General features: G+C 64.9%; 23 protein-coding genes. 11 read left to right on the forward strand and 12 right to left on the reverse strand.

Features of this window, described 5'->3' with window-relative positions; translation table 11 throughout:
- Window positions 1-5: 5 nt before the first annotated feature.
- Window positions 6-1,523, forward strand: coding sequence for a GMC oxidoreductase (locus tag QQL28_RS06895; RefSeq protein ID WP_284262657.1), 1,518 nt, complete (start codon window positions 6-8; stop codon window positions 1,521-1,523).
- On the forward strand, window positions 1,520-3,187 hold the full coding sequence (locus QQL28_RS06900) for a GMC family oxidoreductase (RefSeq protein WP_284262659.1): 1,668 nt from the start codon (window positions 1,520-1,522) through the stop codon (window positions 3,185-3,187). The genes QQL28_RS06895 and QQL28_RS06900 overlap by 4 nt, the downstream gene beginning before the upstream one ends.
- Before the next feature lie 13 nt (window positions 3,188-3,200).
- On the opposite strand, the gene QQL28_RS06905 is transcribed toward QQL28_RS06900, so the two are convergent.
- The 6 genes from QQL28_RS06905 to QQL28_RS06930 form a co-directional block, all read right to left on the reverse strand.
- Complete coding sequence (locus QQL28_RS06905) at window positions 3,201-4,433, reverse strand: Zn-dependent hydrolase (protein WP_284262661.1); 1,233 nt, start codon at window positions 4,431-4,433, stop codon at window positions 3,201-3,203.
- Window positions 4,426-5,211, reverse strand: coding sequence for an ABC transporter ATP-binding protein (locus QQL28_RS06910; protein WP_284262663.1), 786 nt, complete (start codon window positions 5,209-5,211; stop codon window positions 4,426-4,428). The genes QQL28_RS06905 and QQL28_RS06910 overlap by 8 nt, the downstream gene beginning before the upstream one ends.
- Window positions 5,208-5,981, reverse strand: a complete 774-nt coding sequence (locus tag QQL28_RS06915; RefSeq protein WP_284263547.1) for an ABC transporter permease — start codon at window positions 5,979-5,981, stop codon at window positions 5,208-5,210. Before QQL28_RS06915 ends, QQL28_RS06910 begins: the two co-directional genes overlap by 4 nt.
- Before the next feature lie 75 nt (window positions 5,982-6,056).
- On the reverse strand, window positions 6,057-7,001 hold the full coding sequence (locus QQL28_RS06920) for an ABC transporter substrate-binding protein (RefSeq protein ID WP_284262665.1): 945 nt from the start codon (window positions 6,999-7,001) through the stop codon (window positions 6,057-6,059).
- A gap of 85 nt (window positions 7,002-7,086) precedes the next feature.
- On the reverse strand, window positions 7,087-7,818 hold the full coding sequence (gene hutC, locus QQL28_RS06925) for a histidine utilization transcriptional repressor HutC (protein WP_284262674.1): 732 nt from the start codon (window positions 7,816-7,818) through the stop codon (window positions 7,087-7,089).
- Window positions 7,815-9,173: a formimidoylglutamate deiminase gene (locus QQL28_RS06930; RefSeq protein WP_284262676.1), complete on the reverse strand. Its 1,359-nt coding sequence runs from the start codon at window positions 9,171-9,173 to the stop codon at window positions 7,815-7,817. Before QQL28_RS06930 ends, hutC begins: the two co-directional genes overlap by 4 nt.
- An 84-nt stretch (window positions 9,174-9,257) precedes the next feature.
- On the opposite strand from QQL28_RS06930, the gene hutI reads away from it, so the two are divergent.
- From hutI to hutU, 3 genes are read left to right on the forward strand one after another with little or no spacing between them, the layout of a single operon-like run.
- Window positions 9,258-10,472: an imidazolonepropionase gene (gene hutI, locus QQL28_RS06935; protein WP_284262679.1), complete on the forward strand. Its 1,215-nt coding sequence runs from the start codon at window positions 9,258-9,260 to the stop codon at window positions 10,470-10,472.
- On the forward strand, window positions 10,469-12,043 hold the full coding sequence (gene hutH / locus QQL28_RS06940; RefSeq protein WP_284262681.1) for a histidine ammonia-lyase: 1,575 nt from the start codon (window positions 10,469-10,471) through the stop codon (window positions 12,041-12,043). Before hutI ends, hutH begins: the two co-directional genes overlap by 4 nt.
- Complete coding sequence (gene hutU, locus QQL28_RS06945; protein ID WP_284262683.1) at window positions 12,040-13,710, forward strand: urocanate hydratase; 1,671 nt, start codon at window positions 12,040-12,042, stop codon at window positions 13,708-13,710. The genes hutH and hutU overlap by 4 nt, the downstream gene beginning before the upstream one ends.
- 45 nt (window positions 13,711-13,755) lie before the next feature.
- Here hutU and QQL28_RS06950 read toward each other — a convergent pair whose 3' ends face one another.
- On the reverse strand, window positions 13,756-13,929 hold the full coding sequence (locus tag QQL28_RS06950) for a hypothetical protein (RefSeq protein WP_284262685.1): 174 nt from the start codon (window positions 13,927-13,929) through the stop codon (window positions 13,756-13,758).
- A 119-nt stretch (window positions 13,930-14,048) separates the two neighbouring features.
- Complete coding sequence (locus tag QQL28_RS06955) at window positions 14,049-14,309, reverse strand: hypothetical protein (protein ID WP_284262687.1); 261 nt, start codon at window positions 14,307-14,309, stop codon at window positions 14,049-14,051.
- A 279-nt stretch (window positions 14,310-14,588) separates the two neighbouring features.
- On the opposite strand from QQL28_RS06955, the gene QQL28_RS06960 reads away from it, so the two are divergent.
- Window positions 14,589-14,999, forward strand: coding sequence for a DUF3775 domain-containing protein (locus tag QQL28_RS06960; protein WP_284262689.1), 411 nt, complete (start codon window positions 14,589-14,591; stop codon window positions 14,997-14,999).
- A gap of 106 nt (window positions 15,000-15,105) precedes the next feature.
- Here the strand turns inward: QQL28_RS06960 and QQL28_RS06965 are convergent, their stop codons facing one another.
- On the reverse strand, window positions 15,106-15,369 hold the full coding sequence (locus tag QQL28_RS06965) for a hypothetical protein (RefSeq protein WP_284262691.1): 264 nt from the start codon (window positions 15,367-15,369) through the stop codon (window positions 15,106-15,108).
- Window positions 15,370-15,655: 286 nt separating this feature from the next.
- Between QQL28_RS06965 and QQL28_RS06970 the strand changes: the two genes are divergently transcribed.
- Complete coding sequence (locus tag QQL28_RS06970) at window positions 15,656-16,102, forward strand: hypothetical protein (RefSeq protein ID WP_284262694.1); 447 nt, start codon at window positions 15,656-15,658, stop codon at window positions 16,100-16,102.
- Window positions 16,103-16,219: 117 nt separating this feature from the next.
- Complete coding sequence (locus QQL28_RS06975) at window positions 16,220-17,092, forward strand: DMT family transporter (RefSeq protein WP_284262696.1); 873 nt, start codon at window positions 16,220-16,222, stop codon at window positions 17,090-17,092.
- Window positions 17,093-17,180: 88 nt separating this feature from the next.
- Here the strand turns inward: QQL28_RS06975 and QQL28_RS06980 are convergent, their stop codons facing one another.
- Window positions 17,181-17,444, reverse strand: a complete 264-nt coding sequence (locus tag QQL28_RS06980) for a hypothetical protein (protein WP_284262698.1) — start codon at window positions 17,442-17,444, stop codon at window positions 17,181-17,183.
- Between the two features lie 66 nt (window positions 17,445-17,510).
- On the reverse strand, window positions 17,511-18,950 hold the full coding sequence (locus QQL28_RS06985; protein ID WP_284262700.1) for a cryptochrome/photolyase family protein: 1,440 nt from the start codon (window positions 18,948-18,950) through the stop codon (window positions 17,511-17,513).
- A 119-nt stretch (window positions 18,951-19,069) separates the two neighbouring features.
- Here QQL28_RS06985 and QQL28_RS06990 point away from each other — a divergent pair, with 119 nt between their 5' ends.
- Together QQL28_RS06990 and QQL28_RS06995 are read left to right on the forward strand one after the other, a co-directional pair.
- Window positions 19,070-20,806, forward strand: a complete 1,737-nt coding sequence (locus tag QQL28_RS06990; RefSeq protein WP_284262702.1) for a methyl-accepting chemotaxis protein — start codon at window positions 19,070-19,072, stop codon at window positions 20,804-20,806.
- Window positions 20,807-20,887: 81 nt separating this feature from the next.
- Window positions 20,888-21,283 (forward strand): DUF2177 family protein, encoded by a 396-nt coding sequence (locus tag QQL28_RS06995; protein ID WP_284262704.1) that lies wholly within the window; start codon window positions 20,888-20,890, stop codon window positions 21,281-21,283.
- A gap of 5 nt (window positions 21,284-21,288) precedes the next feature.
- Here QQL28_RS06995 and QQL28_RS07000 read toward each other — a convergent pair whose 3' ends face one another.
- A complete protein-coding gene (locus tag QQL28_RS07000) occupies window positions 21,289-21,948 on the reverse strand; it encodes a peroxiredoxin (protein ID WP_284262707.1) in 660 nt (219 codons plus the stop codon).
- A 382-nt stretch (window positions 21,949-22,330) separates the two neighbouring features.
- On the opposite strand from QQL28_RS07000, the gene QQL28_RS07005 reads away from it, so the two are divergent.
- Complete coding sequence (locus QQL28_RS07005; protein ID WP_284262709.1) at window positions 22,331-22,915, forward strand: hypothetical protein; 585 nt, start codon at window positions 22,331-22,333, stop codon at window positions 22,913-22,915.
- Window positions 22,916-22,922 lie beyond the last annotated feature (7 nt).

Raw genomic sequence — 22,922 nt, forward strand, 5'->3', positions numbered from 1 at the left:
AGAGCATGAAGATCACGGAGACAGCCGATGTCCTCGTCATCGGATCGGGAATGGGCGGTGCGACCTTCGCCGCGGGTCTCGCGCCGACCGGCGCAAAGATTGTGATTCTCGAGCGCGGCGAGCGTCTGCGCGACTGTGAGGCCGCGCGGGACGCGAGGGCGATCTTTCAGCGCGGGGTTTTCCGGCCGCAGGAGTCCTGGCTCGATGGGGCAGGGAAGACCTTCAACCCCGGCAACTACTACTACGTCGGCGGCAATACCAAGCTCTACGGGGCGGTCCTGATCCGCTACCGCGCGGAGGACTTCGCTCCCATCGCGCATCGCGATGGAACGACGCCGGGCTGGCCGTTCGGCTATGACGAACTGGAGCCGTGGTATACCCGCGCGGAGCAGCTCTATAACGTGCGCGGCGCGCTCGGGGATGATTCCTCGGAGCCTTTTCACTCGGCGCCTTATCCGTTTGGCCCGGTGCCGGACGAGCCGGCGATATCAGCGGTGCGGCAGCGCCTCAAGAAGATCGGGCTCAAGCCGTTTTCGCTGCCGCTCGGCATCGACATCGAGCCTTGGCTCAAACGCGCCAAGACGCCTTGGGATGCATTCCCGGACACCGGGCACGGCAAGATGGATGCCGAGTCCTGCGGGCTTGCTTGTGCACTCGCTCACGACAATGTCGAACTGCGCGAAGGTGCACAGGTCGAGCGGCTGGTCGCCGAGCCGGACGGCAAACGCATCGCCGGCGTTGAGGTCATCCAAGCCGGTGAGCGGACCGTGATCGGCGCCGGAACCGTCGTGCTCGCGGCCGGCGCCGTCAATTCGGCCGCGCTGCTACTGTGCTCGTCACAGGCCGGCATCGCGAACCGCTCCGATGCGGTCGGTCGTTATTTCATGAACCACAATTCCTCGGCTGTGCTGGCGATCGACCCGCGGGTCGTGAACGACTCGATCTACCAGAAGACGATCGGCATCAACGATTTCTATCTCGATGACGGGCACGGCGGACCGCCACTCGGCAACATCCAGCTGCTTGGACGTGTCACAGCGCCAATTCTGAAGGCCAACATGCCGTTCGCGCCGGAATTGGCGCTCGGGCTGATGAGCCGGCATGCGGTCGACTGGTACGCGATGAGCGAGGATCTGCCGAGCGCCGAGAGCCGTGTGACGGTCGATGGTGCGAATATCCGGCTCGACTGGCAACGTTCAAACTGGACGACCCATCTGGCGCTGGTGGCGACGTTGAAGGAACGGCTGCGCGCGGCAGGTTATCCGATCGTACTCTCAAAGGCGTTCGACCGACGCACGCCCTCGCATCAGTGCGGAACGGTGCGCGTCGGGCTCGATCCCGCGACATCGCCGCTCGATCCGTTCTGTCGCGCCTTTGATCACCCCAATCTGTTCGTTGTCGATGCGTCGTTCCTGCCGACCTCGGCGGCCGTGAACCCGTCACTGACGATCGCCGCCCAGGCGTTGCGCGTCGCAGATCATGTTGCGAGGACCGATCTTCGAGCTCATAGGGAGATGAGATGACGGTTTACGATTATATCATCGTCGGCGCCGGCTCGGCCGGCTGTGTACTCGCCAGCCGTTTGAGCGTCGATGCGTCGACCAGGGTGCTCCTGATCGAGGCAGGCGGCAGCGACAACAACCCGCTGTTCAGCATGCCAGCGGGTTTTGCCAAGATGACCAAGGGTATCGCCTCCTGGGGATACGCGACGGTGCCCCAGCGCCACCTCGGTGGGCGGTCGCTGCGCTATACCCAGGCGAAGGTGCTTGGCGGCGGCTCCAGCATCAATGCGCAAGTCTACACCCGTGGAAATGTCCGCGACTATGATGGCTGGGCGGCGGATGGCGCGACAGGTTGGGGCTACGCGGATGTCTTGCCGTATTTCAAGCGCGCTGAAGACAATCAGCGCTTCGTCGACGCTTACCATGCGCGTGGCGGTCCCCTGGGTGTTTCGGTGCCCGTCAACCCGTTGCCGATCAGCGAGGCTTTTCTGCGAGCCGGGCAGGAATATGGAATTCCCTACAATCCCGATTTCAACGGTGCCCGGCAGGAGGGCGTCGGCCATTACCAGGTGACGGTGCGAGATGCGCGGCGGTGCTCGACCGCCACCGCCTATCTGAAGCCAATCTATGGCCGACCGAATCTCGCCGTCTTCACCGACGCCTACAGCACGCGAATCGTGGTCGAGAATGGGCGCGCGGTCGGACTGGAGATGCTGCGCCGAGGGCAGCGGGAGATCGTTCGGGCCGAGCGAGAAGTCATCCTTGCGTCCGGCGCCATCGGATCGCCGCGCCTTCTGTTGCTATCGGGGATCGGTCCGGCCGACCATCTGGATTCAGTCGGCGTCAAGCCGATCCACGATTTGCCAGGTGTCGGCGAGAATCTTCAGGATCACCTCGACCTCTATGTGATTGCTGAGTGCAAGGGCGACTTCACCTACGACAGCTATGCGAAGCTGCACCGCACGATCTGGGCGGGACTGGAATATCTGCTGTTCAAGCGCGGACCGGTCGCGTCCACCCTGTTCGAGACCGGGGGCTTCTGGTACGCGGACCCGGCGGCGAGGGCGCAGGAATGGCCGGACGTGCAATTCCATCTCGGGCTCGGCTCTGGAATCGAGGCGGGTGTGGAGAAGCTGAAGCATGCAGGCGTCACGCTCAATTCGGCATTCTTGCGGCCCAATTCGCGTGGCACCGTGCGGCTCGCAAGCGGCGATCCCTCCGCGATGCCCTTGATTGACCCGAACTACTGGTCTGACGCGCGCGATCGCTCGGCGGCGATCGAGGGGCTGAAGATGGCCCGTGAGATTCTCCGGCAACCTGCGCTCGAGCCGTTCGTCATGGTCGAGCGGATGCCCGGTGTTGCAACCACAAGCGAAGCTGCTCTCGCCGACTATGCGTTCAGGACCTGCAAGACCGATCATCATCCTGTAGGCACCTGCCGGATGGGCACTGACCAGCTGGCGGTGGTCGATCCGTCGCTGAGGCTTCGTGGAGTCGATGGTCTGCGGATTTGCGATGCTTCCGTGATGCCGCGCATCACGTCATCCAACACGAACGCGCCCACCATCATGATAGCGGAGAAGGCGGCAGACCTGATTCTCGGAAAGACGACGTTCTCCGCGCCACACCTGGCGAGCACGGAACCTGACGTGTTGAAAGGGCCGCTCAGTTGCCCTGCGACATGAGTATTGGCCGCGCTTATCCCGCGAGAATGCGCCGGCAGGCGTCCACGAACACCTGGGCGCCGGTGACGATATCGGCGTCAGCCGTGTTCTCGGTCCAGTGATGGCTGATGCCGCCGATCGAGGGCACGAACAGCATTGCAGCGGGCATGATGGTGGCGAGAACCTGGGCGTCGTGGCCGGCGCCGCTGGGCATGTGGACGGAGCGTCCGCTCGCAAAGGCCTTGCTCGCAGCTTCAATGGCCTCCTGGAAGGGCGGATGCATTTTGGCGGGCACGCCGGTGCGCAGCCGCTCCAGGGCCGCCTGACAGGGGCCGCTCGCGTTGGCCTCATCGATCATCGTCCGCAGCAGGTCCTCCAGCCGGGCGATCACGGCTGGATCGTCGTCACGGATCTGGAACAGCATCTCCGCGCCGCCCGGAATGATGCTCGGTGCCCCCGGATCGAGGGTGATGCGGCCCGTCGTCCACACCGTGCGCGGCCCGGCCACGGCCGGAAAACGCGCGTCGATCGCCACGCAGAATTTGGCCAGCGCCAGGCCGGCGTCCTTGCGCGAGGCCATGCGGGTCGTGCCCGCGTGGTTCTGCTCGCCGACGAAATTGATGCGGTACTGCCAGATACCCACGATGGAGGTGACCACGCCGATCGCGAGGCCGCTCGTCTCGAGCGCGTCGCCTTGCTCAATATGGGCCTCCAGATATCCGATGTGACGTCCCGGCTCAGCCTCGATACGCGCCCGGCCGGCAAGGCCCGCATCGCGCAGTGCCTCGCGCATGCTCTGCCCGCTGGTGCGGTCGCGCGCCGCGTCGATGTCGGCTTCGCTGACGCCGCCGACATAAGACCGCGACCCGAGGAAGTGACCGAAATGGCCTTCCTCGTCGCACCACGCCGCGACCTCGACGGCGCCGCGCAGCGACGCATCGGAATTGATGACGCGGGCGGCTTCAAGCGCATAGATGACGCCAAGCGGACCATCGAGCCAGCCGGCGTAGTTCTGGCTTTCGAGATGAGATCCGGCCAGCAGTTTCGGGCCCGTGCGCGCGCTCGTACCGAGGATGTTGCCGATGCCGTCGATCGTACCGGTAAGACCTGCTTCGGGAAGCTTTTCGACCAGCCATGCGAGCGAATTGCGATGCGGCTCGGACAAGGTCGGCTTATGCACGCCGGTCTTGTAGGCGCCGATGGCGCGGAGCGCATTGAGATCGGCGAGAACGCGCTCGCCGTTGGCAATGGGTCGATTGTCAGGCATGTTCGGCAACCTTCAGCGCCTCGGTGCGGATTTCCTCGACGAGCCGTTCCTTGAGGCGGACGAACTCCGGCGTGGTCTTGATCTTGTAGGAGCGTGGATGCGGCAGGTCGATCGCAATCTCGGCCTTGATGCGGCCGGGCCGTGCGCTCATGACGATGACGCGGCTGCCGAGGAAGATCGCTTCCTCGATGTCGTGCGTCACGAACAGCACGGTTTTCTGATCGCGTTCCCAGATTCCGAGCAGCATCTCCTGCATCAGCGCGCGGGTCTGGTTGTCGAGCGCGCCGAAGGGTTCGTCGAGCAGCAGGATCTTTGGATCATTGGCGAGCGCGCGCGCGATCGCGGTGCGCTGCTGCATGCCGCCCGACAGTTGCTTCGGCCAGTGATTTTCAAAGCCGGACAGCCCCACCTGGCGGATGAAGGCGTCAGCGATCCTGCCGCGCTCGCCTTGCGAAATCCCGCGCTCGCGCAGGCCAAAAGCGATGTTCTCCCGCACGGTCAGCCAGGGGAACAGCGTGTAGGACTGGAACACCATGCCGCGATCCGCGCCGGGACCGCTCACCTCGCGCCCGTCGAGGAGAACGCGGCCGCTGGTCGGTCGGTCGAGACCGGCGACGATGCGGAGCAGGGTGGATTTGCCACAGCCGGACGGACCGAGAATGGTGACGAAGTCGTTGTCGCCGACGTCGAGGCTGGTCGGCTCGAGCGCCTTCGTCGGGGCGTGACCCGCCCGTGCAGGAAAGGTTCGCGAAACCTGATCGATCCTGAGCTTGGTCATGCGAGCTTCCACGGAAACAGCCACGCATTGAATGCCTTGAACAGGAAGTCGGAAACGAGTCCGATCAAGCCGATGACGATGATGCCGAAGATGATCTGTCCGGTGTTGAGCAGGGCCTGGCTGTCGGTGATCATGTGGCCGATGCCTGACGATGAGCCGATCAGCTCGGCGACGATGACATAGGTCCACGCCCAGCCCAGCACCAGCCGCAGAATCTCGGCAATCTCCGGGGCGGAGGAGGGCAGCAGCACGCAGCGGATGATGCCGCGGTCGCTGGCCCCTAACGTATAGGCCGCCTCGACCAGATCGCGCCGTGTGGCGCCGACGGTCACGGCGACCATCAGGATGACCTGAAACACCGAGCCGATGAAGATGACGAGCAGCTTTTGCAATTCGCCGATGCCGGCCCACAGGATCAGGAGCGGGATGAAGGCGGAGGCCGGCAAGTATCGCGCGAAGGACACGAACGGCTCGAGAAAGGCCTCGATCGGCTTGTAGGCGCCCATGAGCACGCCGAGCGGCACGGCAATGACGGCGGCAAGCGCAAACCCGCCGACCACACGCCAGACCGTCATGCCGATGTCGAACAGGAAGCCGTGTCGGGTCAGGAGCTCAAAGCCTTCCTGCACCATGGTCAGCGGGTTGGCGAGGAAGGTCTTCGATACATGGCCCCCGAAGGTCGCCCAGGACCACAAGGCAACGAACAGCACGAAGAACGCGAGGCCGTAGGCCGTACGTTGCTTCGCAGTCACTGGATCGAGGGGACGCATCACGGGCGAGGTTTCCAGACGGGGCGAGATCATGTGCCGGTTCGCTTCGCGCGAAACGAACCGGCATGGCGCTGGCTACTTGATGAAGCTCGCGTCGAAGAGATCCTCAACCTTCGGCGCGGCCTTGATGATGCCGATCTCGAGCAGCAGGTCCGCGGCATCCTTGTTGAAGGCCAGAAACTCGCCGCCGAAGAACTTCTGGTTCGCGGCCTTGTCCTGCCAGCGCAGGTACTTTGCCGAGTTGCCGAACTGCTCGCCGGTCTGCTTCACGTCGGCGCCCATGATCTCATAGGCCTTGGCCTGGTCCTTCGCAATCATGTCGAGCGCCTCGAAATAGCTGTCGGCCAGCGCCTGCGCTGCCTTCGGATTCTCGCTCAGGAATTTCGGCGTGCAGCCGAACGTGTCCATCACCATCGGATAGTCGAGCGTGGTGGCGATGATCTTGCCCTTGTCGGGCGCGGAGCGCACCGTCGAGAGGTAGGGCTCATAGGTCATCGCGGCATCGTTCTGGCCGGAAACAAAGGCCTGCGCGGCCGCGGCCGGCTCCAGGTTCACGACCGTAACGTCCTTCACCGACAGGCCGTTCTTCTTGAGCATCCACGCCAGCGCGAAGTAGGGCGAGGTGCCCGGCGCCGAAGCCGCGACCGTCTTGCCCTTCAAATCCTTGATCGCCGCGAGATCGTTGCGCACTGCCATGCCGTCGGCGCCGTAGCTCTTGTCGAGCTGGAAAATCTGCTTGGTGGCAACGCCGTTGGCGTTCCAGGAGATCCAGGTCTCGACCGTCGTCGCCGCGCACTGGACGTCGCCGGAGGCGATGGCGAGGTGGCGGTCCTTCTGCGGGATCTTCTTGATCGTGACGTCGAGGCCGTTCTTCTTGAAGATGCCGGCCTCCTTGGCGAGCGTCAGCGGCGCAAAGCCGGTCCATCCGGAGATGCCAACGCCGACCTTGACGTCATCGGCGATCGCCGGCGTCGCCACTGCGAGAGCAATGATGGCTGCGAATGCTTTTGAATTACGCATGTTTGTTGTCCTCTTGCCGATCGATGTACTGAACCAAGTTGATCTCTTCACGTTGCGCGAATTGTGCCGCTTGCGACATCGCCGTTCAACCTCCCTTGAAGCGGGCAACGAGACGGTGTGACTCGCCCGGATAGAGCAGCCGAACCGCGGTCAGCGTCCGCGCGCTGCGCCAGGTGTAGCGGTCGATCACGAGGCAGGGCGCGCCGACGGCGATGCCGAGCGCGTCCGCCGTGCGATCATCCGCAACGACGGCGCTGATCGTGTGCTCGGCTTCCGTCCATGGGACATGATGAAGCAGCCACGAGCCGGGCGGCTCGGCCGCAAAGTCGGCACTTGCCGCCTCCGGCACCGCCTCGAGGTCGATCAGCCTGTCCTCGAGCGCGAACGGCACGTTGTCGGCGCTGTGGCGACAGGTGATTGCGATTACCTTGCCGGTTTTCCGTACCCCGAGACGCGCGCGATCAGTGGCGCTTGCGGCGCGGCGCGTGCATTGAACGAGTTGATAGCCATAGCTGCGACCAAGCGCGGTGATCTCCGCGCGAATGTCGGCGATCTTGAGCACGGCGGACAGATGCTGCGGACGACGGACGAACGTGCCGGCGCGCCGGCGCCGCTCGATCAGGTCGGCCTGCGCAAGCTCCGACAGCGCCTTGTTCACCGTCATGCGCGAGCAGCGATAGCGCGCCATCAATTGATGCTCGAACGGGATGCGATGACCCGGCGGCCACTCGCCGGTCAAGATCCTGCTCTCGATGTCCCGCCTGATCTGCTTGTAAAGCGTCGGCTTGTCGTCGAGCTTGTCGGTGGCGAGACTCATGCGATGAGCCTTCGCACGGTCGTGTTGAAGCGTTCCCGCGCCGGGCGGCGAAGCGCATGTCGGCCGCCTTCAACGACCTTCCTGCCCCCGGCCCAGACACAATCGATCGCACCGGCGCCAGCGGCAAAGATCCAGCCGTCGAGGACGGCGTCGCCGCGGCGGCCGGCGAGCGAGGGGTGGGTGGTGTCGAGGGTGACGATGTCGGCGCGTGCGCCAACTTCAAGTCCCACGACGGCTTGCGCGAGTGCCTGGCTGCCCCCGGCCAATGCGCCGTCGAGCAGCGCGCGTCCGGTCGAGACGCCTGGTCCGTTCGACAGGACGTTGCGCTCGCGGTGCTTGAGCCGCTGGCCATATTCAAGCTGGCGCAACTCATCGGCAATGCCGACCAGCACATTGGAGTCGGTACCAACGCCAAAACGGCCTTGCGCATCGAGGAATTCGCGCGCCGGAAAAATGCCGTCGCCGAGGCTTGCCTCGGTGACGGGGCAGAGCCCCGCGACTGCACCGGTCCTCGCAAGCGAAGCGACCTCCGTCGGCGTCGTATGGGTCGCGTGAATGAGGCACCAGCGCTGATCGAGAGGCGCGTGTTCGAGCAGCCATTCCACGGGGCGCTTGCCGGACCAGGCGAGGCAATCCTCGACTTCCCGCATCTGTTCCGCAGCGTGGATATGAACCGGACCGCCGTAGGCAAGCGGAACGATCGCGGCCAGTTCGTCCGGCGTCACGGCGCGCAGGCTGTGCGGCGCAATGCCGACATTGGCGCCGGGCAACCTGCCGACGGCTTCGCGCGATGCGACAAGCAATTTTGCAAACTGATCGACCGAGCAGATGAAACGGCGCTGGCCGCCATGTGGCGCGGCGCCGCCGAACGTACCGTGCGCATAAAAGCTCGGCAGCAGCGTGAGCCCGATGCCAGAGGTTTCGGCGGCGTGCGCGATGCGCATCGCCATCTCGGCGGGGTTGGCGTAGGCCGCGCCGTCATGATCATGGTGCAGATAGTGGAACTCGCCGACGCGGGTAAAACCCTGCTCGAGCATCTCGACATAGAGCAGGGTGGCGACGCTCTCGACGTCATCGGGCGTCATTGCGAGCGCGAAGCGATACATCGCCTCGCGCCAGGTCCAGAACGTGTCGGCGGTGGTGCCGCGCGTCTCGGCGAGCCCTGCCATGCCGCGCTGGAACGCGTGGCTGTGCAGGCTCGCGATGCCGGGAATGGCGAGTTGATGGCGCTCGTCTCCGCTTGCAGGCGCGACGCCCGCTGCGACTTCGGCAATGGTGCCGTCGGTGACGACGACCTGCACGTCGTCGGCCCAGCCCGAGGGCAGTAGCGCGGATGCGAAATGCAGTCGTGTCATGTTTCCTGCCGGCTGGACAGAACCGCGCCACGATTATATGTCTAGACATATAAGTCAAGCGTCCGGCAGCGAAGGAACACCTGCATGGCAGAGCGCTTCGATCGGATCTGGCACAATGCCCGGCTCGCCACGATGCGAGACGATCTGCCCGATCTCGGCGAGATCGCGCACGGCCTGGTCGCGGCGCGCGATGGCCGCATCGTCTTTGCGGGCGCACGCTCCGATTTTCGGGCAGATGCAGATGCGGCGGAGTGGATCGATTGCGCGGGGCGGTGGATCACGCCTGGCCTCGTCGACTGCCACACGCATCTGGTTTACGGCGGCAATCGCGCGCACGAATTCGAGCTGCGGCTTAGGGGTGCCAGTTACGAAGAAATCGCGCGCGCCGGCGGTGGCATCGTCTCGACGGTTGCGGCGACGCGGGCCGCGGGCGAGGCGGAGCTGGTTGCGAGCGCGCTACCGAGGCTCGACGCGCTGATCGGCGAGGGCGTGACGACGCTGGAGATCAAGTCCGGCTATGGCCTCGATACGGATACCGAGCTGCGGCAGCTTCGTGCCGCGCGTGCGCTTGCGCGCGTGCGGCCGGTTGCGATCCGCACGAGTTTCCTCGGCGCGCACGCGCTGCCCGTTGAGGCCGGCGGCGACAAGGATCGCTACATCGATCTGGTGTGCCGCGAGATGCTGCCTGCGGTGGCAGCGGCCGGGCTTGCCGATGCCGTCGATGCGTTCATGGAAGGCATCGCGTTCTCGGCAGAGCAGACCACGCGCGTGTTCGCGGCGGCGAGGGCGCTCGGTCTGCCGGTGAAGCTGCACGCCGATCAACTCTCCAATCTCGGCGGGGCGGCGCTCGCCGCGAAATTCTCCGCACTATCGGCCGATCATCTCGAGCACACCGATGAGGTTGGTGCGTCGGCGATGGCGCAGGCGGGGACAGTGGCCGTCCTGCTGCCCGGCGCCTTCTATTTCATCCGCGAAACGCAGAAGCCGCCGGTTGAACTGTTCCGCAAGCATGGCGTCAGGATCGCGCTGGCGACCGACTGCAATCCTGGCAGCTCGCCGCTCACCTCGCTTCTCCTCACGATGAACATGGGTGCGACGTTGTTCCGGATGACCGTCGTCGAATGTCTCGCCGGCGTGACGCGTGAAGGGGGGCGCGCGCTGGGCATGCTTTCGGAAGTCGGCACGTTGGAGGCCGGCAAATGGTGCGATCTCGCGATCTGGGATGTCGAGCGGCCGGCCGAACTGGTCTACCGGATCGGCTTCAATCCGTTGCACCGCCGTATCTGGAGGGGCCAGTGAGCGGCATTGCGACACCGATTGTAGTCACACCCGGCCGCGTCAGCCTCGGCGATCTCGCGCAGGTGCTTGCGGGCGCGACCGTAGAGCTCGATCCGTCGTTCTGGCCCGCGGTCGACGCTGCATCGGCGATCGTAATCGCGGCCGCGAAGGCGCCTGCGCCGGCCTACGGCATCAACACCGGGTTCGGAAAGCTGGCCTCGAAGCGCATTTCGCCCGACCAGACGGCGACGCTTCAGCACAATCTGATCGTGTCGCATTGCTGCGGCGTGGGGCCGCCGACGCCGGGGCCGGTGGTGCGCTTGATGATCGCGCTGAAGATCATCTCGCTGGGGCGCGGCGCATCAGGCGTGCGGCGCGACGTCATCGTGCAGCTTCAGGCGATGCTGGCGCGTGGCGTCTTGCCGCTGGTGCCGCAGCAGGGTTCGGTCGGCGCCTCCGGCGATCTGGCGCCGCTCGCGCACATGGCCGCGGTCATGATCGGCGAGGGGCAGGCGGTGGTTGGCGGAACGACCATGCCGGGCCGCGAAGCCCTGGCCCGCGCCGGTCTTGCGCCATTGACGCTTGGTCCCAAGGAAGGCCTTGCACTCATCAACGGCACGCAGTTCTCCACGGCCTATGCGATCTCCGGCCTGTTGCGCGCGCACGCGCTGTCCTGCGCGTCGCTGGTGACGGGCGCCCTATCCGTCGATGCGGCGATGGCCTCGACGGTACCGTTTCGTCCGGAAATCCACGCGCTGCGCGGCCATCCCGGACAGATCGTGGCCGGCGCGACGCTGATGGCCTTGCTTGAGGGCAGCGATATCCGCCAGTCGCATCTCGAAGGCGACGAGCGGGTGCAGGATCCCTATTGCCTGCGCTGCCAGCCGCAAGTGGCCGGTGCGGCGCTCGACGTGCTGACGCAAGCGGCGAGCACGTTGATGATCGAGGCCAATTCCGTCACGGACAATCCGCTTGTGCTGGTCGAGACCGGCGAGATCGTGTCGGGCGGCAATTTCCACGCCGAGCCGGTCGCCTTTGCCGCCGACGGAATCGCGCTCGCGCTGTCGGAAATCGGCGCCATCAGCGAGCGGCGCATCGCAACGCTGGTTGATCCCGCGCTGAATTTCGGCCTGCCGCCTTTTCTCACGCCCGATCCCGGCCTCAACTCCGGCTTCATGATCGCCGAGGTCACGGCGGCGGCGCTCTATGCCGAAAACAAGCAGCGTGCCGCGCCATGTTCGATCGATTCGACGCCGACCAGCGCCAATCAGGAAGATCATGTGTCGATGGCCGCGCATGCCGCGCGGCGGCTCTCCGACATGGCGGATAATCTCGGCTCCATCCTCGGCATCGAGCTGCTGGTCGCCGCGCAAGGCATCACGCTGCGCCTCCCGCATTTGACCAGCCCCGCGCTCGCGTCTGTCATTGCAGCCTTGCGTGAGGTGGTGCCGGCACTCGGGCCCGACCGCTACATGGCCGACGACCTCGCCAGGGCCAAGGCGCTGGTCGAGGCCGGCGCGCTGCCGCGCATCGCGAGCTCTGTGCTCGCGAAAGATCCGTTTCCATTGCTTGCCTCAGAGGTCGCCTCATGAACCGCCGAATGGACAATGAACGCACGATCCGCGCGCCGCACGGCTCCGACATCAGCGCAAGAAGCTGGCTGACGGAAGCGCCGCTCCGCATGCTCATGAACAATCTCGATCCCGATGTGGCCGAGCGGCCGGGTGAACTCGTCGTCTATGGCGGGATCGGCCGCGCGGCGCGCGACTGGGAGAGTTTTGACCGGATCGTTGCTTCGCTGCGCAAGCTCGAGGGCGACCAGACGCTGCTCGTTCAGTCGGGCAAGCCGGTCGGCATCTTTCGCACCCATGCCGATGCGCCGCGGGTGCTGATCGCGAACTCCAATCTCGTGCCGCACTGGGCAACGCTCGATCACTTCAACGCGCTCGACAAGGCCGGCCTGATGATGTTCGGCCAGATGACGGCCGGCTCCTGGATCTATATCGGCAGCCAGGGCATCGTGCAGGGTACCTACGAGACCTTCGTCGAGGTCGGGCGCCGCCATTATGGCGGGAGCCTTGCGGGCAAATGGATCTTGACGGCGGGTCTCGGCGGCATGGGCGGCGCGCAGCCGCTGGCGGCGACGATGGCCGGTGCTTCGCTGCTCGCGATCGAGTGCCAGCCGAGCCGCATCGAGATGCGCCTGCGCACCGGCTACCTCGATCGTCAGGCGAGCTCGCTGGATGAAGCACTCGCGCTGATGGCGGAGGCAGCGCAAACCAAAAAGGCGGTCTCTGTCGGCTTGCTCGGCAATGCCGCCGACGTCTTTCCCGAGCTTATGCGCCGGAGCGTCAAGCCCGACATCGTGACCGACCAGACCAGCGCCCATGATCCGATCAACGGGTATTTGCCGAAGGGATGGACGCTTGCGGAGTGGGAATCGAAGCGCAAGGACGATCCCAAGGCCGTGGAACTCGCGGCAAAGTCCTCCATGGTCGACCACGTCAAGGCGATGCTGGATTTCCATGCGCAGGGCATTCCGACGCTCGACTACGGCAACAACATCCGCCAGATGGCGAAGGACATGGGGCTGATCAATGCGTTCGATTTCCCGGGCTTCGTGCCGGCCTACATCCGCCCGCTGTTCTGCCGCGGTGTCGGGCCGTTCCGCTGGGCCGCGCTGTCAGGCGATCCCGAGGATATCTTCCGCACCGATGCGAGGGTGAAGGAGCTGATGCCGCACGACAAGCACCTGCACAACTGGCTCGACATGGCCAAGGCGCGCATCAAGTTCCAGGGGCTGCCGGCGCGGATCTGCTGGGTCGGTCTCGGCGACCGGCATCGGCTTGGGCTCGCCTTCAACGAGATGGTGGCGCGCGGCGAAGTGAAGGCGCCGATCGTGATCGGCCGCGATCATCTCGACAGCGGCTCGGTGGCAAGCCCGAACCGCGAGACCGAGGCGATGCGCGACGGTTCGGACGCGGTGTCGGACTGGCCGCTGCTCAATGCGCTCTTGAATTGCGCCAGCGGAGCCACCTGGGTGTCGCTGCATCACGGCGGCGGCGTCGGCATCGGTTATTCGCAGCACGCCGGCATGGTGATCGTCGCCGACGGCACGGCGGATGCCGCCCGCCGTCTCGAACGCGTACTGTGGAACGATCCGGCGAGCGGCGTCATGCGTCACGCCGATGCAGGCTACGAGACGGCGATCGACTGCGCTCGCGCAAGTGGGCTCGATCTGCCGAGCCTCACGGGCTAGTTGGCGGCCTTCGGGATGAATGCCAGACGTTGGGTGCCGAGCCGCTCAGCGATTCCGGCTCATCGGCTGTCCGGACACCAGATCGATGAAATGGACGCGCGCACAGGCGGGGCAGGTGAAGGCCTCAAAACTCCGCCCTTCGGCTCCCTGCTGCTTTTCCAAATGAGTTTGCACATTCATGCCCGTCTGGGGGCAACGAAAAACGATCAAATCGGCCATCGCGACAGCATGTAGGGATGGCCTGTTTCGTCCTTGATCTAGATCAGTTTTGGAAACGCTCTGAGCCCGACGATAGCATCTCGCATATGCGAAGGGGCCCCGGAGGGCCCCTCGAAATCTCACCAACGGCGCCAGCCATAATAGCGCGGGGCATAGTAGCGCGGCCCATAATATCTGGGAGCATAATACGGCGCGTAACCGTAACCCATGTAGTAGGTCGGCTGCCGCCAGCAGCGTCCCCAGGCGTCGCAGACCAGGCGAACCTGCTCGGCGCCCGATGAGACCTGCGGGGCAGGTGCCAACGGCATGGCCGACGCGGCCGGCGATGCTGCGACCGCAGCGAACAATGACGCGGCAACGAGGCCAATTCTAAGCTTCATGATGCGTGTTTTCCTCTGCTTACCGGCGCGAAGATACCGAACAGGTTCTGATCAAATTGTGGCGGAACCAAAATGTAATGCTGATGAACAATTCTTCAGCCCGGCGGCCACGGCCCAATTCCAACCGGCAAAAAGCGCGTCATGCCGCCGGGACGTTGGCTCTCCCGCGCAGCACCGCTTTGATACTTGATCTCGCGCAATTCGCGCGCCCTGCGGCGCCGCTAGGCTGCATGTCGTGGGAGCGGCGACGCGCCGGTTCCCTCAAGAAGGTGAACCACCATGCGGAGCATTCCCAGCCTGTCGATCTCGCCCGAGAAGGTCTTCTTCATCATCGCGAAATCGCGTCAATCCGACAGCGGGGCGGACAGTGGCGGCGTCATCCTGGATAGCGGCGACGACGACATGAGCTACGGCCGCAGCGGCCGGGGAGAGGCGACCGACCGCGCGGAGCTGGCCGGCTTTATCCGCGACCTCAATGTTGACGAGCAGATTGATCTCGTGGCGCCGACGTGGCTCGGCCGCGGCGATGGCGACCTTTCGACCTGGCGCGAGCTGCAGGCCCAGGCCGCCCAGGCCCACAACAATCGTACCGCCTCCTATCTGATCGCGACGCCGATGCTCGCGGACTATCTCGAGGAGGCGATGACGCAGTTCGGCAAGTCCTTCGAAGAGTTCGAAGAGCATCTCTGACCGGCCGCGCGCCCGGCATGATTCGGGCCGATTACTCGGCCGCCATGCGCAACGCTCTGCATCGCGAGGTCGGCAAGGACCTCCCGCCGGCAGCGCGTCGGTGCCCTCAGTAGCAGGGGTGCCGGCGCCTATCCTGGCCGATATAGGCCGCCGAGCTCTGGTAACACTGGATGGTCGACGTTCCGTCGTAATAGGCGAAGCTGCCGGGCGTGGCCCCCGGACCGTAATTGTGGATGTAGCTGATCGGGTAGGGCAGCGGATTGGCGTAATAGCGGTGGTACCGGTGATGGACCCGCGCCTCGGACAGGCTCGGAGCGAGCGTCACCACCGACAGGGCGGCGACCGCCGCAAGGCACTTCAACTTGCTCATCTTGATTCTCCGGAACCCGACCTACGGGCAACGATGTTATAGCGATTTGCGACCCGTAGGGCACCCGCTTTGCGACCGTAAACCGGGTGAAATTCCACAGATTTACCCTTGGTGCGGCTGGGACGGCCGACGAGCCCCAAGGTCTGCCCATTTTTGGCCTTTTCCGGATGCTTAACGAATTCCCAACACAGTTTGGCCAAGAGTTCGTTCGCACTAGGTGGCCGGCCCCTTGGGGGGCTCTTTGAGGTCGGCTCACTTCAAACAGGGCTTCAGCCGTTACTCTGCAATGCGCATCACGCTCATCAGCTTGCTGTTGCTGTCCTGCGTCGCCGCGGCGCCCGCGCGCGCGGATTTGCACATCACGCGCGACCACGGCGGTTACGTCGAGGAATACAAGGTCAAGTACAAGCGCGTCCGCGACAAGGGCGAGCGTGTCATCATCGACGGCATCTGCAATTCGGCCTGCACCCTGGTCCTGGGTATCGTGCCCATGAGCAAGATCTGCGTGACGCCGCGCGCCAGCCTCGGCTTCCACCAGGCCTACTACGACAAGGCCTTCACCTTCGGCATCAAGGTGACGAGCGCGTCGGGCACGTCCGATCTGATGTCCTACTACCCGGACACGGTGAAGGACTGGATCCAGCGCAATGGTGGGCTCACCACCGAGATGAAGAAGATCAAGAACGGCGTCGATCTCTGGAAGATCGTCGATCCCTGTCCCGACGAATGGTGAGCCGCCGGGCCGCCTGACGTCGTCCCCGACGCGGCTTGCGCGTCCCTCCTACCGCAGCATCAGACCCGCCCAAATTCGCATTGCCGCGCTGCCCGTGGTCGGGCAATGAGAGCGGCAATGAATCATAATCAAGAAAATTGGGCCGCGCGCGCGGCGCCGGTCCTCTTCGTCGTGTTGTGGAGCACCGGGTTCATCGCCACCAAATCCGTCGTCAACAACGCCGATCCCTTGACTTACCTCGCCATCCGCATGGCGATCGTGGTCGGCTTGATGGCGATCATCGTGGCAATTGCACGTCCCAAATGGCCCGACGGCACCGGCATCGCCCACAGCGCGGTCGCGGGTATTCTCGTCCACGGCTTCTATCTCGGCGGCACCGCGATCGCGATCGCGCATTCGATTCCCGCCGGCCTCTCCGCGCTCATCCCGGGCCTCCAGCCGATCTTGACCTCGACCATTGCCAATCGCTGGCTCGGCGAGCGGGTGACGCCGCTGCAATGGGGCGGGCTCTTGCTGGGTCTCGGTGGCGTGGTGCTGATCCTGCACAACCGTCCGATGACGGGGGAGGCGGGCCTCGGATGGCTCGCCTCGGTGGTCTCGCTGATCAGCATCACGCTCGGCACGCTCTACCAGCGCCGCTACTGCAACCACATCGACTGGCGCGCCGGCAATCTCGTGCAATATGTCGCAGTGACGCTGTTCTTTGCGGTCGGCGCCTTCGCCTTCGAGGACCGCGTGGTGCACTGGACGCGAGAGTTCGTGCTGGGGCTGGCCTGGCTCGCGGTGGTGCTCTCGATCGGATCGATCGGCCTGTTGTACTGGCTGATCCGGCATTCGGCCGCGACCGCGGTTGCGAGCCTGTTTTATCTGGTGCCGGCGGTCACGGCGCTGATGGCCTATCTGCTGTTCGGCGAAAGGCTCGATGCGGTGGCAGTTGCCGGCATGGCGATCTGCGCCGCGGCGGTCTTCCTGGTCAACAGGCACTTCTAGCCGCGGGCGGACTTCGACGCGGCGGGCGAGAAGAGTGTGCAGGCCGCCGGACACAGGGCATCCGGAGGCCTGGCCTTTAGGTCCGCGATCAGCGCTTGGCTTTCTTCTTTTTCTTGGCGGCTTTCTTCACGGCCTTCTTGGGAGCCTTCTTCGCGGCTTTCTTCTTGGTGGCCTTCTTCTTGGAAGCCTTCTTGGCCTTCTTTGCCGTCTTCTTCTTCGCCGCTACTTTCTTTGCGACCTTCTTGGCGGCTTTCCGCGCCTTCTTCGGCGCGGGCTTTGCAGCCGCTTTCGGCGGCTCCGCAACGGGCATAGCTTCGATCGCCGGCTCAATGACGGGTGTGTCGTCGTTCATATCGTCCCCCAGGGTTTGAACGGAGCGATGACGATAGCGGGATTCGACAACCTGTCAAAGCAGCGCTCAACCTTTGCGGATCTTCGCGTAGGCTGCGAGCGCGCGCTCGCGCCCCCTCGCATGATCGACGAACGGACAGGGATAGCTGCGGCCGAGCTCGACGCCTGCGCTCGCAAGCTCGATCGGAGTTGCCTTCCAGGGTTGATGGATCAGCTTGGCCGGCAGATGCTTCAGCTCGGGCACCCAGCGCCGGACATAGGTGCCATCAGGATCGAATATCTCGCCCTGGAGCACCGGGTTGAAGACGCGGAAATAGGGCGCAGCATCGGCGCCGCAGCCGGCGACCCATTGCCAGTTGGCGGGGTTGCTGCCGGCGTCGGCATCGACCAGCGTGTCCCAGAACCACGCTTCGCCCTGTCGCCAGTCGATCAGGAGATGCTTGACCAGGAAGGAGGCCACGACCATCCGCACCCGGTTGTGCATCACGCCGGTGTGCCAGAGCTCGCGCAGGCCGGCATCGACGATCGGATAACCGGTCCGGCCGCGCTGCCAGGCGGCAAGCGCGGTCTCATCACGCCTCCACGGGAAGGAATCGAAGCTGGATTGCAGATTCTCGGTCGCAAGATCGGGATGGTCGAACAGGAGGTGGCGGCAGAACTCGCGCCAGCCGAGCTCGCTGAGGAATTTCTCGACGCCGCTCGCAAGAGCGGGGTCCTCGGCGGCGGCGAAGCGCGCGGCGTGCCAGAGCTGGCGTGGGCTGATCTCGCCGAAGCGCAGATGCGGCGACAGCCGCGAGGTGCCCGGCAGGTCGGGCCGGTCGCGATCGCTGGCATAGCCACGCGCGGTGGTCTTGAGGAAGTCGCGCAGCCGGCCGCGGGCCTGGGTCTCGCCGGGCTGCCAGGTCGCGCGCAAGCCGCCGGTCCAATCGGGTCGCGTCGGTTCGAGCCCGTAGCTTTCGAGGGTATCGCTCGCAAGCGCCAAACCAGCCCGCAGCGCTTTCGGTGCCGGTAGAGGCTTTGGTGGATCGCCCAGCGCCAACACGCGCCGCCAGAATGGGGTGAACATGCGCAGGCCACGGCCCTCCTTGTTGCGGATCGCGCCAGGTGAGGCCAGGAGGTCGCCAGGGAAGCTTTGTGGGTCCACGCCGAGCTTTGCAAGGCTCCCCTTGAGTTTTGTCTCAAGCGCTTGATGCGGTGCCTGCGCAATCTCGTTCCAGTAGACCGCGGCTGCCTCGCTTTCGCGTGCCACCTCGGGGATCACCTTAACCGCTGGTCCTCTGCGTAGCGTGAGCACGCCGCCGATCGCGGCGAGGCCTGCGGCAAGCGACCGCAGCGACTGCGCCAGCCACCAGCGCGCCGCACCCCCCGGCGGCCGTCCCACGGTGTCGTCGAGGACATGGAGGCAGATCACCGGTGCGCCGGCGCGCGCGGCGGCGTGGAGGGCCGGGTGGTCGGACAGGCGCAGGTCATCCCGAAACCAGACGATGAGCGGTCGCGGGCTTGGCATGGTCGCAGATGACCCTCGTTTACCTTTTGGAAAGCATGCCGTACGCGGCGATACGAACCGCCGTTAATGCGTTCGTAAGCCGGTTCCCTCAAATATACGCCGCTTTTTGGGGGAGTTTCATGTCCAATCAGTTGACTGGGAAGTACGTTCCGCAGTTCAAGTTCAAGCTCGGCACCAAGGCGGTGCTGTGCGCGGTGCTCCTGATTGCGGTGAATACGGCACTCGTGGTCGGTGCGGGCTATTGGTCTCTCACGTCCGAGTTCAACGATCGCGCGCTGCGCGACATCGAGGTCAATCTGCGCACGCTGGCGCTCGCCTTCTCCGAGATCGTGCCCGACGCCAAGATCACGACGAAGGACGGCATGGTCGTCCGCGCTGAGATCCCCAAGATGCCCGACTTTAGGGATCACGCGATCGTCGATCGCGCCGTATCGTATGTCGGCGGCAATGCCACGCTGTTCGTGTTCGACGATGCCAGCGGGCAGTTCGTCCGCCGCTCGACCAACGTGAAGAAGGAGAATGGTGACCGCGCCGTCGGCACCCAGCTTGCCGCCGATCACCCCGGCCAGGGCCCCCTGCGCAAGGGCGAGGCGTATAAGGGACCGGCCACGCTGTTCGGCAAGTCCTACATGACCGCCTATTTCCCGGTCTCGGATGCCGCCGGCAAGGTCGTCGGCATTCTCTATGTCGGCATCCCCATGGCGCAATTCGAGAGCATGTTGGCGGAGGCGATCCGCAACATGGCGATTGCGGCCGGCATCGCAGCGCTGCTGGTGCTCGCTCTCACCATGTTGGTCGTGCGCCGCGTGACCAGGCCGCTGAGCTCGGTGACGAATTCGCTGACGGCGCTGGCCAATGGCCAGAACGACATCAGCATCGATTGCGAGGACCGGGCGGACGAGATCGGTGAGATCGCGCGCACGGCCGCGGTGTTCAAGAGCAATTCGCAGGAGCGGGCACGCCTGCGCAGCGAGCAGGCTGCGACCGCGGCGGCGGCCGCCGAGCAGCGCAAGTCCGAGCTGCGCAACTTCGTCGACCAGTTCCGCGGCAGCGTCGGCGGCATCCTCAACAACGTGCTGGACTCATCGAGCGAGTTCGAGCGCGTTGCGCGGCAACTGACCGATGCCGCTCGTTCGACCGCCGAACTGTCGGCACACTCCGCCGGCGCCTCGGAGACCGCCTCCGACCACGTGAGGTCGGCGGCTGCGGCCTCCGACGAGCTCTCCAAGTCGATCAGCGAGATCACCCGCAGGGTGCAGGAGTCGAACGAGATCTCCGCCGAGGCGGTGAAGCAGGCGGAGGCCACCGATCAGCGCATCGCGCAGCTGTCGGAAGCCGGCGCCCGCATCGGCGACGTCGTCAAGCTGATCACCTCGATCGCCGAGCAGACCAATCTGCTGGCGCTCAACGCCACGATCGAAGCTGCCCGCGCGGGCGATGCGGGACGCGGCTTTGCCGTGGTGGCACAGGAGGTCAAGACCCTCGCCGGCCAGACCGCCAAGGCGACCGACGAGATCTCCAGCCAGATCGCCAGCATGCAGCTCGCGACCGAAGAGTCGGTCGCCGCCATCAAGGCGATCGGCCAGACCATCGAGCGCATCAGCGGCATCGCCACGTCGATCTCTGCGGCGGTCGAGCAGCAGAAGGGCGCCACCCACAACATCGCCGGCAGCGTTCGGGCTGCGGCGAGTGGCACGGCGGATGTCGCCGCCAACGTCCGTCATGCGGCCAAGGGTGCGAACGAGACCGGCGAGACCTCGAGCCGGATGTTCGCCTCCGCCCAGGCGCTGTCGGGCGAGAGCCTCAATCTGAAGTCCGAGGTCGAGAAATTCCTCGACCGCGTGCGCGCGGCTTGATCGGCGCGGCGGGCTGAAACCATCCGGCCCGCCACGCCGTAGCTTGCGGCATCATGTGGCTGTCCGGACGGGGAGGCTGCCGTGAACCGCATTGTCGTGCTGTACCTTGCCACCCTGGTCGTCCTGATGGGCCTGGATTTCCTGTTCCTGGGCCTGATCGCGAAGGGCTTCTTCGTCGCTGAAGTCGGCGACATGCTGGGCGAGCTGAAGCCGGTCCCGGCGGCGCTGTTCTACCTTCTCTATGTCGTCGGCGTGCTGGTCTTCGTCAGTGGACCGAAGGATGCGACCTGGCAGTCGACGCTGCTCTATGGCGCCCTGTTCGGTCTGTTCTGCTACGCGACCTTCGACCTCACGGCGCTGGCTCTGCTCAGGCACTGGAGCTGGCCGGTCGCGCTGGTCGATATCGGCTGGGGCGCAGTGGTGACCGCGGTCTCATCGACCGCGGGTCTCTTGGTGGCGGAGCGTACGACCGGGTAGGGCCGTTATTTCGGCTGCGGCACGATCCGGATGTAGGGCTTCGGCTCCTTCCAGCCCTGCGGCCAGATCGTCTTGGCTTCGTCGTTGGACACCGAGCCCGCGATGATTACGTCCTCGCCCTGCTTCCAGTCGGCTGGCGTGGCGACGCGGTGCTTCGCCGTCATCTGCAGTGAGTCGATGGAGCGCAGAATTTCCTGGAAGTTGCGACCGGTGGTCATCGGATAGACCATCACCAGCTTGATCTTCTTGTCCGGGCCGATGACGAAGACGTTGCGGACGGTCTGGTTGTCGGCCGGCGTCCGGGTGAGTGGATCGCCCGAGGTCGAGGCCGGCAGCATCTCGTAGAGCTTGGAGACGTTGAAGTCGGTGTCGCCGATCATCGGGTAGTTCGGCGCGGCGCCTTGCGTCTCCCTGATGTCCTCCGACCACTTGGCGTGGCGGTCGACCGGATCGACCGAGAGACCCATCAGCTTGACGCCGCGCTTGTCGAATTCGGGCTTCAGCTTGGCGAGCGCACCGAGCTCGGTGGTGCAGACCGGGGTAAAATCCTTGGGATGCGAGAACAGGAGCACCCAGCTGTTGCCGATCCAGTCGTGGAACTTAATTTTCCCTTCGGTGGTTTCGGCTTCGAAGTCGGGGGCGGTGGTGCCGATCGGAAGTGGCATGGTTTTACCTCATCTCATTGAAGTTGCTGGTAAATTCATTTTGGAGGCAACCCCGCCAGTATAAGACGGAGAAGGCCTCAAGTGAACCGGTTCAAGTAAAATGTGAAATCATTCTCTCAAGGCGTCGATCTCCTAGCATCTTCTTGCTCACCGCGCCGCTGCGGCGAAATATCCCCGCCGGCGGGAAGAGGCTGGATTGCCGCGATATTGCCTTTTATGACCCGCATCACGCCCGCCCGACGTTTGATGGAACCAAATTGGTCCTGACAGCGACCAATCGGCAACCATCTAGAAAAGTCGCAACCCCCGTATCGAATCGTTAACCACTCGTTTAGGCCCGCATGGAAATGCTGGTCGATCAGAAGAAATCTGGAAGTGAACTATGTCTGCCGCTGCCAAGTCCGTTGAGTTCAAGTCCGTTGAGTCGTCGTCCCTCGAACCGTCCTGCCGCGATACCGCGGCTCATGCGCTCACCATCGTGCGCGACGGCGTGATCACCGGCGAGGGCCCCACCACCAAGGGCCGCGTACATTTCTCCCGCTCGCTCGATGCCGATGACGCCGCCTGGTGCGCGCGCATCCTGACGGCTGTCGCCGTCAACGACCAGCCCGTCAGCCGCGCCGAAGCCGAGGCGCTGTTCGAGATCAACGAGGCCGCGACCGAGCGCACCGACGCCGGCCGGTTCGACGACCTCCTGGCGAAAGCCGTCGCCCATCACGCCGCGAGCGCCTCCGGCCTGCCGGTGCCGCCGCGCAGCGTCGCACTGTCCCCCGAGACCGACATCGAGAGCTGGGCGCCGGCCTATGCCTCGAAGGTCAAGACCGAGATGCTGGAATGGATCGCCGGCCAGATGCGCGGCAAGCGCCAGGGCAACCGTCGCCTGATGGCGATGGTGGCAACCTTCCTGGGTGCCACCGCGCTGCCGCTGGCGGGCCAATTGCCGAACGTGTTCGACATTGGCATGTGAGATCGCG

The organism is Bradyrhizobium iriomotense, assembly GCF_030160715.1.
Classification (GTDB): domain Bacteria; phylum Pseudomonadota; class Alphaproteobacteria; order Rhizobiales; family Xanthobacteraceae; genus Bradyrhizobium; species Bradyrhizobium iriomotense.

Excerpts from the sequence above, each read along its gene's own strand:
- QQL28_RS06970 (WP_284262694.1), top strand. The coding sequence starts at position 15,656 with ATGCGCATCACGCTCATCAGCTTGCTGTTGCTGTCCTGCGTCGCCGCG.
- QQL28_RS06905 (WP_284262661.1), bottom strand. The coding sequence starts at position 4,433 with ATGCCTGACAATCGACCCATTGCCAACGGCGAGCGCGTTCTCGCCGAT.
- QQL28_RS06990 (WP_284262702.1), top strand. The coding sequence starts at position 19,070 with ATGTCCAATCAGTTGACTGGGAAGTACGTTCCGCAGTTCAAGTTCAAG.
- QQL28_RS06980 (WP_284262698.1), bottom strand. The coding sequence starts at position 17,444 with ATGAACGACGACACACCCGTCATTGAGCCGGCGATCGAAGCTATGCCC.
- QQL28_RS06965 (WP_284262691.1), bottom strand. The coding sequence starts at position 15,369 with ATGAGCAAGTTGAAGTGCCTTGCGGCGGTCGCCGCCCTGTCGGTGGTG.
- QQL28_RS06910 (WP_284262663.1), bottom strand. The coding sequence starts at position 5,211 with ATGACCAAGCTCAGGATCGATCAGGTTTCGCGAACCTTTCCTGCACGG.
- QQL28_RS06915 (WP_284263547.1), bottom strand. The coding sequence starts at position 5,981 with ATGCGTCCCCTCGATCCAGTGACTGCGAAGCAACGTACGGCCTACGGC.
- QQL28_RS06895 (WP_284262657.1), top strand. The coding sequence starts at position 6 with ATGAAGATCACGGAGACAGCCGATGTCCTCGTCATCGGATCGGGAATG.
- hutI (WP_284262679.1), top strand. The coding sequence starts at position 9,258 with ATGGCAGAGCGCTTCGATCGGATCTGGCACAATGCCCGGCTCGCCACG.
- QQL28_RS06960 (WP_284262689.1), top strand. The coding sequence starts at position 14,589 with ATGCGGAGCATTCCCAGCCTGTCGATCTCGCCCGAGAAGGTCTTCTTC.
- QQL28_RS06920 (WP_284262665.1), bottom strand. The coding sequence starts at position 7,001 with ATGCGTAATTCAAAAGCATTCGCAGCCATCATTGCTCTCGCAGTGGCG.
- QQL28_RS06955 (WP_284262687.1), bottom strand. The coding sequence starts at position 14,309 with ATGAAGCTTAGAATTGGCCTCGTTGCCGCGTCATTGTTCGCTGCGGTC.
- QQL28_RS06975 (WP_284262696.1), top strand. The coding sequence starts at position 16,220 with ATGAATCATAATCAAGAAAATTGGGCCGCGCGCGCGGCGCCGGTCCTC.
- hutU (WP_284262683.1), top strand. The coding sequence starts at position 12,040 with ATGAACCGCCGAATGGACAATGAACGCACGATCCGCGCGCCGCACGGC.
- QQL28_RS06900 (WP_284262659.1), top strand. The coding sequence starts at position 1,520 with ATGACGGTTTACGATTATATCATCGTCGGCGCCGGCTCGGCCGGCTGT.
- QQL28_RS07005 (WP_284262709.1), top strand. The coding sequence starts at position 22,331 with ATGTCTGCCGCTGCCAAGTCCGTTGAGTTCAAGTCCGTTGAGTCGTCG.
- QQL28_RS06930 (WP_284262676.1), bottom strand. The coding sequence starts at position 9,173 with ATGACACGACTGCATTTCGCATCCGCGCTACTGCCCTCGGGCTGGGCC.
- hutC (WP_284262674.1), bottom strand. The coding sequence starts at position 7,818 with ATGAGTCTCGCCACCGACAAGCTCGACGACAAGCCGACGCTTTACAAG.
- QQL28_RS06985 (WP_284262700.1), bottom strand. The coding sequence starts at position 18,950 with ATGCCAAGCCCGCGACCGCTCATCGTCTGGTTTCGGGATGACCTGCGC.
- QQL28_RS07000 (WP_284262707.1), bottom strand. The coding sequence starts at position 21,948 with ATGCCACTTCCGATCGGCACCACCGCCCCCGACTTCGAAGCCGAAACC.
- QQL28_RS06950 (WP_284262685.1), bottom strand. The coding sequence starts at position 13,929 with ATGGCCGATTTGATCGTTTTTCGTTGCCCCCAGACGGGCATGAATGTG.